Origin of the sequence: Candidatus Kuenenia stuttgartiensis (assembly GCF_900232105.1) — a bacterium.
In the GTDB taxonomy this organism is placed as follows: domain Bacteria; phylum Planctomycetota; class Brocadiia; order Brocadiales; family Brocadiaceae; genus Kuenenia; species Kuenenia stuttgartiensis_A.
Genome location: NZ_LT934425.1, coordinates 3674632 through 3688075 on the forward strand (window position 1 = coordinate 3674632; position 13444 = coordinate 3688075).

Below are 13444 nucleotides of genomic sequence, written 5' to 3' on the forward strand. Positions count from 1 at the left end.
GCTAAATGCAAAATTACGGCATATTATCTGGTCTACGCATCCCACCTAAGCATAAGGTTTTTATAAGTTATCACCATGCCAATGATCAATGGGATAGGGATCGATTCGAAAATTTATTTAGTAATTATTATAGCGTTTTTATTTCAAAATCTGTCCAAATAGGTGAAATTAGCGCATTCCTAAAAACAGATACCATTCGACAAAAAATCCGGGATGAATACCTCAGAGACAGCACGGTTACAGTAGTACTCATTGGTAAAGAAACATGGAAAAGAAAGAATGTTGACTGGGAAATTGGTGCGAGTCTAAGGCACACAATTTTAAATTCAAGATCTGGATTACTGGGAATTTTTTTGCCAGATCATCCTGATTTTGGTCGGGATAAATATATACCTTACATAACCCCTCCTCGCCTTCATTATTGCGCCAAATGCGGTTATGCTACACTTCATGATTGGTCTGATGACCCAGCGATAGTTTCACAATGGATAGAAGGAGCGTTTAACCGCCGTTTTAAGGTTGATCCAGATAATTCATTTCCCTCTTTCATTAATAACAAATCGGGAGAAAGGTGGTCAGAATGAAATGGAAAGAATGGCTTGAAAATTGGAGTATGACAACCCTTAAAATAAATCCACCTTTTCTGGAAATGGAGTGGAAGCCTAAAGATGAGGACAAAGATGCAGCTTGGGAGCTATATATTGAGCTTCTAACACGCATTACCACACAACCACTCCCCAAAGAACATGGCGATGAATCTACAGCACTTGATTCTATTCATTCCATATTCAACCTTACCAGAGAAGTTATCAAAAGGCGTGGTCGTCTCTGTATTGAATTTACTAAAATTGCGATTGTGATTCTTAACCAAAAAATTAGACCATTCACTGCAAAATGGCACAAACTGATGATAGACAAAGCTTTTGAGAATCCTACGAAATGCGCGGAGTTTAGGAAAGAACTAGAGGAGCTTCAAAAAATTTTACTAATATACACGAAAATGCTTGCAGATATGTCAGGGGTAGAGGATTTGACAGAACTTGAGAAACAATAAATAAAACCCAAAATGTCCAGTAATCAAAATAATTCAAGGTTTGTTTTTATTAGTCACAGTAGCCTCGATACTTGGATAGCGAAACAGATAGCTAAGGAGGTCGAACTATGTGGTGCAATTCCATTCTTAGATGAAGCAAATGTGAATATTGGAGACGAGTTTGAAGATAAAATATTGGAATTTTTGGATAAATCGCACTATTTGATAGTTTTATTTACCCCTTGGGCCTTAGAACGACCTTATGTATGGGCAGAGATAGGTGCTGCATGGAGCAATCGAATCCCAATAATAGTTGTTTTACATGGTATCACTTCATCTGAACTTCAAAAACGCCCTGGAATCCCTGTATTTATTAAAAAACGAGACATAATTGAACTGAACGAAATCGATAAATTCTTTTTGCAATTAAAAAACAAAATACAAGAGTTTCAATCTGGTGTGCAATGAATAAAAAAGTATTTATATCCTATTCAAGGGAAGATACCTCCGAAATAAGAGCTTTAGTTGACAATTTGAGTCAAATTAACCTTGATATTTGGTCAGATCAAAATATTTCTGCAGGTGATAACTGGGCTAACTTAATTGAAGAGAATCTTAGAAAAAGTGAAATTGTACTTTTGTTCATATCTCCACGAGCACTGGCAAGTGAGTGGGTGATGATGGAGTTTGGTGCTGCTGTCGCTTTAAAGAAAAAAATCATTCCTGTGGTTCTTAAAGATACTCATATTCCCTCCTTCTTGTCAGAGCATAAATATATCAGGGCGAATAGTATTAATGAAGCTGCTGAAAAAATCAAAGAAACATTATGCAAAATAGCAGAACAAGACGCTTCAGCGGACGAGAAAAAGTCGCGCCGCTGAGCTTTTTGTTAGGTATATATAGTAAACATGGATAAATCAATTAGAAAAAATGAGATATGCGTTGTTGGATTACCACGCTGTGACTTCGTGTTTTCTTCAACTCGTAGTTGTTTCATAGCGTATGGCTTTGATACTAGTACACTGGAAATGAATATCCTAAAAAGCCTACTAGAAGAGCGCGGCCTCATTGCTGAAGAAGCAGGTGGTACACTTGCTCCTGGTCAAAGTGCATTTTGCGCAAAAATTTGCTCGAAAATTATTACATCTCAATTCTGTGTAGTTTTATTAAATCATGACTTAAGAAATGGCGTTGAGACTCCAAATGCAAACGTAAATATGGAATATGGGCTAATGCTAGGATTTAATAAATATGTAATCCCTTTTCAACGTGAGGGCCAGCATCTTCCCTTTAATGTCGCTGGCCTAGATACCGTAAAATACACAAATCAAAACTTTCGAGATAAAGCGATTATTGCATTAGAACAGGCAATCTCTGAAACGACACAGGAGTCAGTGCCACGGGACAATTCTGATCAAATAATCCAATTGTTTTTAATGGAGAGAGGATTACTAGTTTCTGCGATAGATAGCGAAGGCGATAGAAACTTGTATCGCTTGGGTGATTCACTTGGATTTAACCTGCTCAATACATTCTCAGGTAACGAGTACGTATACTTTGGCAGATTTACTTCTCTTAGGCCAGAATCTGTCGTATGGCGATTAAGAAAACTTAATTCAGTAGTATCAGGCCGACGCAGCTCACTTCCTGGTAGAGTCGCGCAGGGTCTTATTACACAAGAACTACTACCTTTTGTAGATCGATTGTTCGAGACAATGAGTATTATGGTCATAGTAACAAGTGATGCTGATAAAACAGTAATTACTGAACAACTACAAAGACAACCACTTGATTACTCTGTGGAGCTACTTACCGTCACGGAAATATTTAATGAGGTTAAAAGTGCAATACCAACTAATGCCTAACAAGGCACTCCAGCCGACGCTAAAAAGCAGCGCGGCTGAGTTTGATCGTTAGTATCAGTAACTATCAATAAAGTACCAGGAGATTAAAGATGTTAAATACATTGTGGGGTGTTGTCAAAAAAGAAAAAATTGAGCTTCTGGAAAAGGCAAATATCCCTGAAGGGACAAGGGTTTTGGTAACTGTGTTGGAGATGGCAACGGGGTCGGACCATGATAAGTTATCGCTGCACAAAGAGATAACCTTTAAAGGGGTGACATTTTTATCCTTAAATACCTATTTTTAGTACAGAAAAGAGTTGTTTAAGTAATTTTTGTTATGGCACGTGCAAATAGACATTATATCCCAAATTATGTTTGGCATATTACTCATAGATGCCATAAGAAAGAATTTCTTTTGAAATTTCTGAAAGATCGTAAGCGTTGGGTGTACTGGCTGTTTGTAGCTAAAAAGAGATTTGGATTAAGGATATTAAACTATACTGTCACATCAAATCATATTCATCTATTGGTTATTGACAATGGTCGTGAGGTTATTCCGAAGAGTATCCAATTGGTAGCGGGGAGAACTGCACAGGAGTATAATCAAGGAAAAAAGCGTAAGGGTGCATTTTGGGAAGACAGATATCACGCAACGGCAATAGAAACTGACATACATTTGATAAGATATATGATGTATATTGATTTGAATATGGTCAGGGCTGGTGTTGTAAAGCATCCGTGTGAATGGGCAATGAGTGGATATGATGAGATACAAAACCCACCGGATAGATACGCCTTAATAGACATAAAAGGCTTGATTGAATTATGTGGGTTATCCAACAAGGAACAACTGAGGCATGAATATAAACAATGGGTAGAAGCTGCCATTAATGATAATGGCCTCAGGAGAGAGTTCTGTTGGACAGCAAGTATCGCAGTAGGGAGTAGGCGATTTGTAGAAGATACGAAGGTTAAGTTATGTTTAAAAGCACATGGACGCAAGGTAGAGGAGGGTAACGATAAGTTTGTACTTAAAGAACCGATTGTTCCTTACAATGCTCATTTAAGTGCCAAAAAAGATCTTCTAAGGCATGAAAATATGTATTGTTGGGGGTGAAACATAGTCAACGCAACAGGTTAGCTTGGTCCGACCCGATCCAACAAAGAGACATAAGCGATGGTGTTTGAAGTGTTTATCAATATAGTACTTGCCATATCAAAGGCGTGTTATATGTACAATAAATCTGTATTCCGCATATTATGCGGATCAATCTAATCAATGTTAGCACTTAAAAGAAGAAAACAGATGAAACCAGAAAAAAACGATATACCTATAAAGGTCAAAATATCTGGCAGGCAATTAGAAGAACTCCAGAAATATACAGTCGATATGTGTGAAGCATTTGGTCTGGATAGAAGAATTGAAAATTACAAAGGTACTAGACCAATATCCTTTTACAGTTGGGATTTAGATTGTATCCTAGATGTACTTTCTATGGCCCTTAATGATAAAAAAGAATATCCAGATAGAGAAGATGAAGGCTACATCAAGCTGCACGAATTATATGTTCAGTTGAAAACTGCATATAAAGAAACATACGGGTAATTTACAGGGTGTGGCTTGTCGGCGGCACTGGGATAAAGCCAATAGAATCCAAACATTATTGGTATCAATGAAATACAACCGCCAAGCCACGGCCTTATTTTGATGGGTCGGCTTAGCTCAACATATTTTGTAAATCAAACATTAATTGCAGCAGAAAGTAAGTGCAAGAAAAGTAAAGGCAAGGCAAGGCAAGGCTCGTGGGTATAATAAACAACGCAGGTAATTCAGTGCTAACCAGCGCATTCAGCCGACCAGCTACCCTTTTGCGGTTTTCTAGTTTTGTGGCTTCGTTCACCATCATCATGCAGGCCAACTTATGCGCTTCTAATCTGCTGTCGGCTGATGCTGTGCGTTAGTATCAGTAACTATCAATAAAGTACCAGGAGATTAAAGATGTTAAATACATTGTGGGGTGTTGTCAAAAAAGAAAAAATTGAGCTTCTGGGAAAGGCAAATATCCCTGAAGGGACAAGGGTTTTGGTAACTGTGTTGCCTGACGATACTGGATTTACAGTTCTGGTTGAAAACAAGCCAAATCTCTTTGGATGCGATTTGGAATAACTCAGAGGATGATGTGTATGCAGAATTACTCAAAGAATGATGTAGTTTTAGTCCGTTATCCCTTTGCAGATTTGTCAAGCTCAACGGTCAGACCTGCGGTTGTTATCAGTACGCCACATATCTCTGGTGACATTTTTGTTGTGCCACTGACCAGTAAAACAGCTTCTCTTTTGCCGGGTGAGTTTATACTGACAGACTGGAATAGTGCGGGGCTTAATGTGATCACGACGGTTAAGCGTGGAATTTACACTGCAAACAGGGAATATGGGGACACTTCCCATATTTCTTGTTTGATCTGGTAGGAGAATAAGGGAAGTGTTCCTATATAGTCAAACAAATCAGGTTTTCGAAATTTGCTCGCCAATAATTTGAAAATTTTCAGTTAAAAGAGTAGACAATTCATCTGTATACTCGTTAATATTTTTGAAAAAACTTAAACATTTGTTTTTAAACTTCTCATAAGTATCATAATACTTGTTATACAATATTTCTTTGCGAAAGAATTTCCATAATCTTTCAATGAGATTTAAATTGGGTGAATAGGAAGGGAGAAATTTGATCTTTATTCTCGAATTTGCAAGGTATTCTTTGACCAACTTAGAACTGTAATATTTAGCATTATCAGAGATTATGTAAATAGTACCGGCTTGAGCATACCTTGACTCTATTTCATGGAAAAGCTTTATTGTTGATTGAGCATTGATGCTTTCATCTTCCCGGATTGTTACTTCAAAGGTTTCTATGTCAATAGCACCGTTTAAATTTATTCTTTTCCTACCGGTATTAGAGGGTATTTCCTTCTTTTTGCCTTTCTCTATCCAGCAATATGCAGACGTAGAATTGTGCTGTGGATGAACTCCATCCATAAAAAGTATCTTATCTCCGGGGGCTTTCTCTTCTTTGAGTTGTTTGTATTTTTCGATAAATTCTTTTTGTTTTTCAGGGTTTGCTTTGCCTGGAACTATTGTAGTTTTCTTGTAAGTAAAGCCTAATCTATCGAGGGTATGTACCATTCCTTCGGGTGTATAGATTTTATTGAATGTCTGTTTTACATATTCAACAATTTCTTTTGCCGCGCTATAGTTGTTTTTCCTGATATGATCTTTTAATTGTTCTTCTTGTTCGCAGGTGAGTTTTGGCACACAGCCAATATAATTGTCAGATAAAAGCCCGTCAAAACCTTTATCTTTGTATAGTTTTTCGTAATTCCTGATTGTTTGATCGTCTAACAAGAGCGCTTCTGCTACTTCTTCATAACTCCATCCTGAATCAAGAAGAAGTATAGCTTTGATTCGGTCGGCATGACGTCTATGAGGCTCTTTCTTATGTGCTTTTTTAAATTCTATTCGGGTTTTTTCACTGAGAAATGGATTCATGCAGAATTTAATACTCTAGAAACAATTCAAATGCAAGAAAAAAACAGGTTCTTCTAAAAATAAATGCTTTTTACTATATTTCCCTGACTGGGTTATGCATCGTATTTCGCGTTTCGGATTTCAACATTAAATATTTTGCCAAAAAGCACGCACTGACGAATGGAAGTGTGCAGAAAAATTACTGATAAGGTACTGCAGGGTTATTACTCAGGGTCATCTTCCGGGATATTTCGTGTTTTCCCGCGGTGGGGCTTTTCATTTCTGTTCTCATAGGGGATAAAATCCACCTCTCGTTTTAAAAGATCTATTTTGTATATTTTTACTTTTACCACGTCTCCGATTCGAAACATTTTTTTCCGTCTGGTGCCTACAAGCGCCATATGTTTTTTGCTTATCTGATAGATATCATCTTCCAGGGTACGGATATGTACAAGACCTTCCAGGAGATATTCGCTTAATTGCACAAAGAAGCCGTATTCCTGCACTCCGGTGATAATGCCCTCAAAATTATCTCCCACACGGGTTTCAAAAAAGCGCAGCAATTTCAGTTTGGTGATTTCCCGCTCTGCTTCTTCCGCCCTGCGTTCCGTAACGGAGCAATGCCCTGCCCATTCTGGCAAACAGTTTTCCCATATTTTTTGCACGACAGGTGACCGCAATTCTCCTGAAAAATGCTGATCCAAAACCCTGTGGATAATGAGGTCGGGATAGCGGCGGATAGGGGATGTGAAATGAGCGTAATGTTCAAGGGCAAGGGCAAAATGCCCGCTCTCCGTTGCCGAATACACTGCCTGTTTCATCGATTTCAGCAAGACAAGGTTTATCATATGCGCCTCAGGTTTTCCGCTTATTTCCTTCAAAAATGCTTGTAATTGATGTATTTTAAAAGGGTCCACTCTGGTGTTTTCAAGCCCGCGGACAAAATCAGCGAATTCGAGCATATCTTCTTCGTCAGGCTCCGGATGCACCCTGCTTATCAGCGGCAATTTGTTTTTATGCATAAATGTCGCCACCATTTCATTTGCCAGGAGCATACACTCCTCAACAAGCCGGTGTGATACATCCCTTTCTTCCTTTTCAACATGTTCAATATTTCCCTGTTCGTCCAGTTTCAGGGATACTTCAGGCAGGTCAAGCTCTATTGCCCCCCGGTTCATTTTGTTCTTAAAAAGTATTTGTGCCAGTTGCGCCAGTTCTACCAAAACATTCTTTACCATCTCCGGTATATTCCCCGCCGATTCATTATTAATAATTGCCGTTGCCTGTTTATAGGTTAAGCGTTTTGTAGCGTTGATGACTGAATGTTTAACAGTGCTTTTGAGGATATGTCCCTCAGGGTCAATCGTTACGAGAACGCTTTTGGTCAGACGGTCTTCCCCTTCCATGAGACTGCAAAGATTATTCGATAATGCCTCCGGCAGCATGGGAATGACTTTCCCTGGCAAATATACGCTCGTACCGCGGAGTCGTGCTTCTTTATCAATGGCAGAGTCCTGTTTTACATAATAGGAAACATCGGCGATATGCACCCCCAATTGCCAATTACCCCTATCGTCCTTTTCAAGGGACAGCGCATCATCAAAATCCTTGGCGTCATCCGGGTCTATTGTGATAATGAGCTTTTTCCGTAAATCAAGCCGTGTTTGGATTTCCTCCTGAGGTATTTCCTGAGAGATGCTTTCCGCTTCATTCAATACATTTTTATGAAATGCCCGCGGCAGTTTGAATTGATATATTATGGAATGGAGGTCTACTTTCGGGTCGCCTTCTTTTCCTAATATTTCCGTTATCTCGCCTTCCGGATTCAGGTGTCTTGACGGCCATTGCACTATTTTAACCACTACCTTATCATCCGGTGTAGCGTCTTTTGCATCGCCTTCTGTTACATAAACATCTCTGAACAGGCGTGCGTTGTCCGGTACGACGTATCGTAACCGTTTGGACTTTTTAAAGGTACCCACAACTAAAGGATTGGCGCGTTTTAACACGTTGACAATCTGTCCGGAACCGCCCCCCTTTTGTTTGCCTCTTTTTGGTATTTGTTCTAAATCCGGCAGGCGAACAACGACGGTATCTCCGTGCATGGCAGAATGCATGTTTTCTTCGTTTACAAAGATATCCTTCCCCTCGCCTTTTTTCGCCGGCACTACAAAGCCAAACCCCCTTGAATTGCAATCCATCGTTCCCACCAACAGATTTACCGTTTTGGGATTGGCGTATTGTTTTCGTTTTATCTTGACGATTTCACCCTGGAATTCGAGATCCTGCAATAATTTGCAGAAAGCCCGGTATTCCTGGTCGTTGATCTCAAAATGTTCCGCCAGCTCGGCGGCAGTCATTGGAGTGTATTTTTTGCTGTGGACAAATTGTATAATTGATACAGGTTCTATCATAGGTACTTTATTAACAATAAAATTATTTTAATGAAAAAGGGAAATACATGTACGGATATTGAAAAGGTTATAGAGGGGATGTCTTTAATATAGGAGTAATGGACATAGAAGAATTTAATATGCCTGTAATTGTCATTTTCGCCAAAGGGAGAAATTCTAAGATTTCTCCCTTTGCACAGTCTTCAGTCTTCAGTCTTCAGTTTTCAATCCTCAATCTGCAATTTGCCTACTGCCTACTGCCTACTGCCTACTGCCCACTGCCCACTGCCTACTATCGACTGCCGAGTGTTACGGTATAATGGCAAATTCCAAATTCCAAATCCCTAAGTTCCATGAGCCTTCATTTTTTATAAAGTCTCCGCTCAAACATCCTCACATAATCCGTCCAGGCACTGCTGTCATCTTTATGATTACTGATGGCTTTTAAAGCGCCTTGCATTTTTGCGTCCAGATTATCAAGATAGTGCAGTGCTATTGCCTCAGGTGTGCCAGGTTTTACTGGGGAACCCCATTCATACTCGCCGTGATGACTCAATATGAGATGCAAAAGGACGTTAAGATGTTCTCCCGGAAATCCTTCAATCTTTGAAGCCTTCTCATTCACCATAAGGACGCCTGATATGAGGTGACCCGTAAGCAAGCCTTCATCGGTATATTGAAAGCTTCTCTCGTAAGATAATTCTCTAATCTTACCAATATCATGAAGAATCGCACCGGTAATTAACAGGTCCTTTTTGACCACAGGATAAAAACCGGAAAAATTGACTGCCAGTTTTGTAACTGAAAGGACATGTTCCAGCAAGCCGCCCAAAAAGGCGTGGTGATTTTGTGTTGCGGCCGGTGCAGCACAAAATGCCGTAACAAATGACTTATCCGTAAAAAAGGAGATGAGCAGTTTTGAAAGATAGGGGTCTTTAACGGACCTGATAATTTCTTTCAATTCAGCCAGCATTTCCGGGACATTTTTTTCAGTGCTTTGTACAAACTCATCCATTTGCACTTCTGATTCAGAAACAGGGGTAATTTCCAAAAGTTTGATTTGCAGAGAATTATTAAAGGTTTCTACCGTACCTTTGATTCTTATAAATCCGTCACTATTGAAACTATTATAAAGCGATGTGCTTGCATCCCATTTTTTTGCGTCAATACATCCGGATTTGTCTGCCAGTTGCAGATTGAGATATGGTTTTTTGTCTTTAGTCTCCCGAATCTCCTTTTTGAGAACAAGGAAAACGCCCTCTACCTGATTGCCACTCTTTAGATTTGCTATATATTGTCTGGACATTATTTAAGCAGGATTTTTTGGAAAGGTAATTTATGCAGAAATTGTAAGAGAGTAATTGTGTAAAGTCAAGAAATATAACGGAATACGCCGCATTTCTTTACAATAGACACAGTGCTCTATGCCAGTTAAAGGTGGAATTACAGATTACACAATAAGAATTTTCGTAACACTTTAGTTCTTTGAAAAATTAACAAGCGATATTATAAGTTAAGCCGGAAGTGGTTTTTGTTAAAAGAGCTTTTTTGGCGTATGCCAGAAGGTTTTCCACGGGGTTGTCTCCTTGCAATTCTGCAGAGCGAAGCAACGTCATAAGGATAGCCTGGGTATTGGCGCCCTGAACAGAACGATTCTGTTGTGATACCTTTCGGGTCAATACTGGCTTTCGCATCTGTTGCTCGGCATGATTATTATAGGGACTCACACCTTCATGTTCCAGGAACGTAAAGAGTTCCTGTTTATGGCGCTTCAGGCGTTTGGTCAATCTTTGTACGTCTTTATCCTGACAAGGCGTTGCCAAAAACTGTTCAAGCCTGCGATACAATCTTTTTTTTAGCCGAAGAAAGCATACCAGGCTTATCTGGTTCTTTTTCTCTGATAACCGGATGGCATCCTTGAGCAACCGGGAGAGTTTTTTCCGGAAAGCTTTCCATGCGGCAGAATGGTTGTGGGCATCTACTTTCACGAGTTCCGTGAACAGATGATAGAAACACCGCTGCTTTGCCAGTGCGCTTATCTTGTTGTAAGCGCCCAGAAAGTCACAGATCAGGATACCACCAAATAGAATGCCCAAGAGTTTTTTTATGACAGGAGACCCCCGACTTGGTGTTATGAGATAGTAGCAGAGTTTTTGTGTTGTAAAACACCATAGCCAATGGGTTTTTCCATTCAACCTCCATCCGGTTTCATCTGCATATAAGACAGCGCTTGCGGAGACTTTTTGGCCAATCTCGTTATACTGTGGCTCCAGGAGTGTTGCAAGGGATTTCCATGCCTGGGTTAGACCGCCGGCGCTTATTTGAAGGTTGAAAAATACGGAAAGCATCTTTACGATGTTGTTTACACTGATACCGATTAAGTAGTGAAGCCATGCGGTAAAGACAACAAGGCGCAATCCTAGTCGGGCGCCATGCAACGCATCTGTGACCTTGGGTTGAACTATCTTTTTGCAACAAGCACACCAGTAACCATGAACTGTATGTTCCGTCACAACAGGGTCAAGGCGTGGAATATCTTCGATGTATCGCTTATAAGTTCTTACCGGTTTTTGTAATGGCTGGTGGCAATCAGGGCAACTCTCCATGGAATGCGTTTGATAGGCAGTTACTGTTTCAGGTCGTTTCCGGCAAACTCCCTTATGTCCCTTTTTCCTGCCACAAGGCCGTTTTCTCTTTTTCTTTGTGGGCTTTAGATAGGGCGGTATCGAACCGGAAGGGGTAGTCGGACCCGGTTTATCGCAAAGCCGGTCATATTTTTCTGCTTTCTCCGCCAGTATCAGGATGGCTTGAATCGCATCCTCTCTGTCCATCTCCAAAATAGCTATGGCTTCATCCCTGGTCACAGTCAAGAAACCTCCGAAAGTTTTTTTGAAGAGGGTAGAGGTAGAGATCCTTAGGTTGGCCATGATACAGATAGCGATTGCCCCGTTTTGCGCTCCCTTTGGTTTTGCCAGCACGAATCCAATTGGCCGCCTGATAGCAGGTACCCTTAAACCGCGCGGTATCAACAAAGGTTTCGGCTAAATAAACGGGATGGCCGTAAACGGTATTCCAGTCATCTGACAGACGTCTGAGGGCAAGTGACAATACCTTGGATGCAAGGTGTTTGATCTTAACCCATGGTAGAATGAGAAATCGTACGTTATTTGCAATCAAATGTAAGTGTGTACGTTTAGTCGTCTCATCCCATTCAATGAAACGATCACGGTCTTTGACTTTCCATGCGGCGCTTGCCCACCCCAGGCAGGCAACAACCTGATTGCCTATACGTACGATGTGTCTGAGGTGTTCGCCAACAAGCCGGGGATTGCCGAGGTAGTGATAGTGTTGGAAGAGATACTCCCAGAGATATCTTTCCTGAGGGTCTTTTACCACATGGATTGTCAGGTTTTCATACTCTGTGATTTTACCTTCTAGTGGTCTCCTGACGAAAAGGGGTGTCTGGACAAAGACCTTGGGTTTCAGATTGTTTTTGGCCCGTATACGTGGAGGAAGCGTTATCAATCCCTGTTCTTCTAATCTCAAAAGGAGGTCTCGTGCTGCGTATTCTTTATGTTTGCCATTGGGCTGCACCCAGTTCCAATGCTTGCATAGTTCGCAGGAAATATAAGTCCGACCTCTGAGAAAATGCTGCTCGATGAGCGCCTTTATAAAGGCGATATCGTCCGCATGCAGTTTTCGTGAACGGTATTGGAATATGATAGGCTTCATAAACTGTTTCCCTTTATTGAAGCCTTTTATACCACAAAGGAAAAACAGACGCCAGCTTTTTTTACCTTTTTTCGCTATTAATTTTTCAAAGAACTAAAGTGTTACGAATTTTCTCATCTGTGTTAATCTGGTACGCCAAGGAGTGTTTATATATCAGTTGGTGCAAATCCAACCCGTCAATTGGCCGTTCGGGCATCAGTGAAAGAGGCAGAAAGCCTCACGGGAGGGTGTAAACAGCGATGAATACGTTCGAGTTTCCTGTAGCGAGCCGTCAGACCGTAGCGCAAGTGAACAAACACGCAGGCCTCGTTACGCTAAAAATACGAAAGATGATCCTCCCGGATTGGTCGAAATCTGCAATTGCATAAGCAGAAATGCTGCGTCTCAGTTTATTTGGTACAAAATCTCACATTATTTGAATTTAGAATTTTTTATTTGTTGTAAACGTCACCCCACCTTTAAAAAATGCATTTAATGATAAATTTATAACTATTCTAATTCAAACACTTTAGAGAAGAATTTTGTGTAGAGGCGCACAGCCGTGCGCCTCTATACAAATTAAATGTTAATTATAATTTCAAATTATTTTGTCATTAGAATCTGCTTCGGATTTCGTAATTTTATCATAGTACATAATTCATGGCATGCTGATTGCTCAAAAGAAAGGCCGTATTAATTATTTTTTTACAATTGTTTGGAGGAATTATGATGGGAAAGCATAAAAAGATTTTTTCAGAATATTATAACGATAATGACAGAGAAGAACTTTATGATACCCTGGATGCCTTACATGTTCTTATGGAAGGAGACAGGGAATTTAGATATGGCGACCTTCTCTCAGAGATGGATCAAATAAACAAGCATTAACGTAGGGGCTAAGCATGTATAAGTTTGGGTATGAACGCATTTGTGACAATTTA

Annotated in this window: 15 protein-coding genes and 1 pseudogene; 11 read left to right on the plus strand and 5 right to left on the minus strand. The window is 40.1% G+C overall.

The features are described 5' to 3' along the window. Positions 1–5: 5 nt before the first annotated feature. From KSMBR1_RS17110 to KSMBR1_RS17155, 10 genes and pseudogenes are all read left to right on the plus strand, one after another. Positions 6–584 (plus strand): TIR domain-containing protein, encoded by a 579-nt coding sequence (locus KSMBR1_RS17110; protein ID WP_099326411.1) that lies wholly within the window; start codon positions 6–8, stop codon positions 582–584. After that, positions 581–1054, plus strand: coding sequence for a hypothetical protein (locus KSMBR1_RS17115; protein WP_099326412.1), 474 nt, complete (start codon positions 581–583; stop codon positions 1052–1054). Before KSMBR1_RS17110 ends, KSMBR1_RS17115 begins: the two co-directional genes overlap by 4 nt. 12 nt (positions 1055–1066) lie before the next feature. Further along, positions 1067–1501: a toll/interleukin-1 receptor domain-containing protein gene (locus KSMBR1_RS17120; RefSeq protein WP_099326413.1), complete on the plus strand. Its 435-nt coding sequence runs from the start codon at positions 1067–1069 to the stop codon at positions 1499–1501. Beyond that, positions 1498–1914: a toll/interleukin-1 receptor domain-containing protein gene (locus tag KSMBR1_RS17125; protein WP_099326414.1), complete on the plus strand. Its 417-nt coding sequence runs from the start codon at positions 1498–1500 to the stop codon at positions 1912–1914. The genes KSMBR1_RS17120 and KSMBR1_RS17125 overlap by 4 nt, the downstream gene beginning before the upstream one ends. Positions 1915–1941: 27 nt before the next feature. Next, a complete protein-coding gene (locus KSMBR1_RS17130; RefSeq protein ID WP_157820690.1) occupies positions 1942–2898 on the plus strand; it encodes a hypothetical protein in 957 nt (318 codons plus the stop codon). 89 nt (positions 2899–2987) lie between these two features. After that, entirely contained in the window at positions 2988–3182 is a 195-nt protein-coding gene (locus KSMBR1_RS17135; protein ID WP_099326416.1) for a hypothetical protein, read from the plus strand. 32 nt (positions 3183–3214) lie between these two features. Next, the gene (locus tag KSMBR1_RS17140) at positions 3215–3994 is read left to right on the plus strand and encodes a transposase (RefSeq protein ID WP_099326417.1); all 780 of its coding nucleotides are present in this window, start codon (positions 3215–3217) and stop codon (positions 3992–3994) included. A gap of 189 nt (positions 3995–4183) precedes the next feature. Beyond that, positions 4184–4483 carry a hypothetical protein gene (locus tag KSMBR1_RS17145; protein WP_099327104.1) on the plus strand — a complete coding sequence of 100 codons (300 nt, stop codon included), beginning with the start codon at positions 4184–4186 and terminating at the stop codon, positions 4481–4483. A gap of 393 nt (positions 4484–4876) precedes the next feature. After that, a pseudogene (locus tag KSMBR1_RS17150) lies at positions 4877–5084 on the plus strand (hypothetical protein). Beyond that, a complete protein-coding gene (locus KSMBR1_RS17155) occupies positions 5062–5346 on the plus strand; it encodes a MazF family transcriptional regulator (protein WP_099326418.1) in 285 nt (94 codons plus the stop codon). Before KSMBR1_RS17150 ends, KSMBR1_RS17155 begins: the two are co-directional and overlap by 23 nt. Before the next feature lie 36 nt (positions 5347–5382). Here the strand turns inward: KSMBR1_RS17155 and KSMBR1_RS17160 are convergent, their stop codons facing one another. The 5 genes from KSMBR1_RS17160 to KSMBR1_RS17180 all read right to left on the minus strand — a co-directional run bounded on the left by KSMBR1_RS17160 (position 5383) and on the right by KSMBR1_RS17180 (position 12524). Then, on the minus strand, positions 5383–6420 hold the full coding sequence (locus KSMBR1_RS17160; RefSeq protein WP_099326419.1) for an IS630 family transposase: 1038 nt from the start codon (positions 6418–6420) through the stop codon (positions 5383–5385). A 203-nt stretch (positions 6421–6623) separates the two neighbouring features. Next, positions 6624–8813: a ribonuclease R gene (gene rnr, locus KSMBR1_RS17165; protein WP_099326420.1), complete on the minus strand. Its 2190-nt coding sequence runs from the start codon at positions 8811–8813 to the stop codon at positions 6624–6626. A gap of 340 nt (positions 8814–9153) precedes the next feature. Further along, positions 9154–10098, minus strand: a complete 945-nt coding sequence (locus KSMBR1_RS17170; RefSeq protein ID WP_099326421.1) for a 3'-5' exoribonuclease YhaM family protein — start codon at positions 10096–10098, stop codon at positions 9154–9156. A gap of 187 nt (positions 10099–10285) precedes the next feature. Then, positions 10286–11656 (minus strand): IS66-like element ISCku7 family transposase, encoded by a 1371-nt coding sequence (locus KSMBR1_RS17175; protein WP_099326422.1) that lies wholly within the window; start codon positions 11654–11656, stop codon positions 10286–10288. Beyond that, positions 11643–12524 carry a Druantia anti-phage system protein DruA gene (locus tag KSMBR1_RS17180; RefSeq protein WP_099325006.1) on the minus strand — a complete coding sequence of 294 codons (882 nt, stop codon included), beginning with the start codon at positions 12522–12524 and terminating at the stop codon, positions 11643–11645. Before KSMBR1_RS17180 ends, KSMBR1_RS17175 begins: the two co-directional genes overlap by 14 nt. Positions 12525–13229: 705 nt before the next feature. On the opposite strand from KSMBR1_RS17180, the gene KSMBR1_RS21235 reads away from it, so the two are divergent. After that, a complete protein-coding gene (locus KSMBR1_RS21235) occupies positions 13230–13391 on the plus strand; it encodes a hypothetical protein (RefSeq protein WP_157820691.1) in 162 nt (53 codons plus the stop codon). Positions 13392–13444 lie beyond the last annotated feature (53 nt).

What these genes read in the sequence shown, in the direction of transcription:
- rnr (WP_099326420.1), bottom strand. Translation starts at nt 8,813, where the DNA reads ATGATAGAACCTGTATCAATTATACAATTTGTCCACAGCAAAAAATAC.
- KSMBR1_RS17160 (WP_099326419.1), bottom strand. Translation starts at nt 6,420, where the DNA reads ATGAATCCATTTCTCAGTGAAAAAACCCGAATAGAATTTAAAAAAGCA.
- KSMBR1_RS17115 (WP_099326412.1), top strand. Translation starts at nt 581, where the DNA reads ATGAAATGGAAAGAATGGCTTGAAAATTGGAGTATGACAACCCTTAAA.
- KSMBR1_RS17125 (WP_099326414.1), top strand. Translation starts at nt 1,498, where the DNA reads ATGAATAAAAAAGTATTTATATCCTATTCAAGGGAAGATACCTCCGAA.
- KSMBR1_RS17130 (WP_157820690.1), top strand. Translation starts at nt 1,942, where the DNA reads ATGGATAAATCAATTAGAAAAAATGAGATATGCGTTGTTGGATTACCA.
- KSMBR1_RS17155 (WP_099326418.1), top strand. Translation starts at nt 5,062, where the DNA reads ATGCAGAATTACTCAAAGAATGATGTAGTTTTAGTCCGTTATCCCTTT.
- KSMBR1_RS17120 (WP_099326413.1), top strand. Translation starts at nt 1,067, where the DNA reads ATGTCCAGTAATCAAAATAATTCAAGGTTTGTTTTTATTAGTCACAGT.
- KSMBR1_RS17180 (WP_099325006.1), bottom strand. Translation starts at nt 12,524, where the DNA reads ATGAAGCCTATCATATTCCAATACCGTTCACGAAAACTGCATGCGGAC.
- KSMBR1_RS17110 (WP_099326411.1), top strand. Translation starts at nt 6, where the DNA reads ATGCAAAATTACGGCATATTATCTGGTCTACGCATCCCACCTAAGCAT.
- KSMBR1_RS17170 (WP_099326421.1), bottom strand. Translation starts at nt 10,098, where the DNA reads ATGTCCAGACAATATATAGCAAATCTAAAGAGTGGCAATCAGGTAGAG.
- KSMBR1_RS17145 (WP_099327104.1), top strand. Translation starts at nt 4,184, where the DNA reads ATGAAACCAGAAAAAAACGATATACCTATAAAGGTCAAAATATCTGGC.
- KSMBR1_RS17140 (WP_099326417.1), top strand. Translation starts at nt 3,215, where the DNA reads ATGGCACGTGCAAATAGACATTATATCCCAAATTATGTTTGGCATATT.
- KSMBR1_RS21235 (WP_157820691.1), top strand. Translation starts at nt 13,230, where the DNA reads ATGATGGGAAAGCATAAAAAGATTTTTTCAGAATATTATAACGATAAT.
- KSMBR1_RS17135 (WP_099326416.1), top strand. Translation starts at nt 2,988, where the DNA reads ATGTTAAATACATTGTGGGGTGTTGTCAAAAAAGAAAAAATTGAGCTT.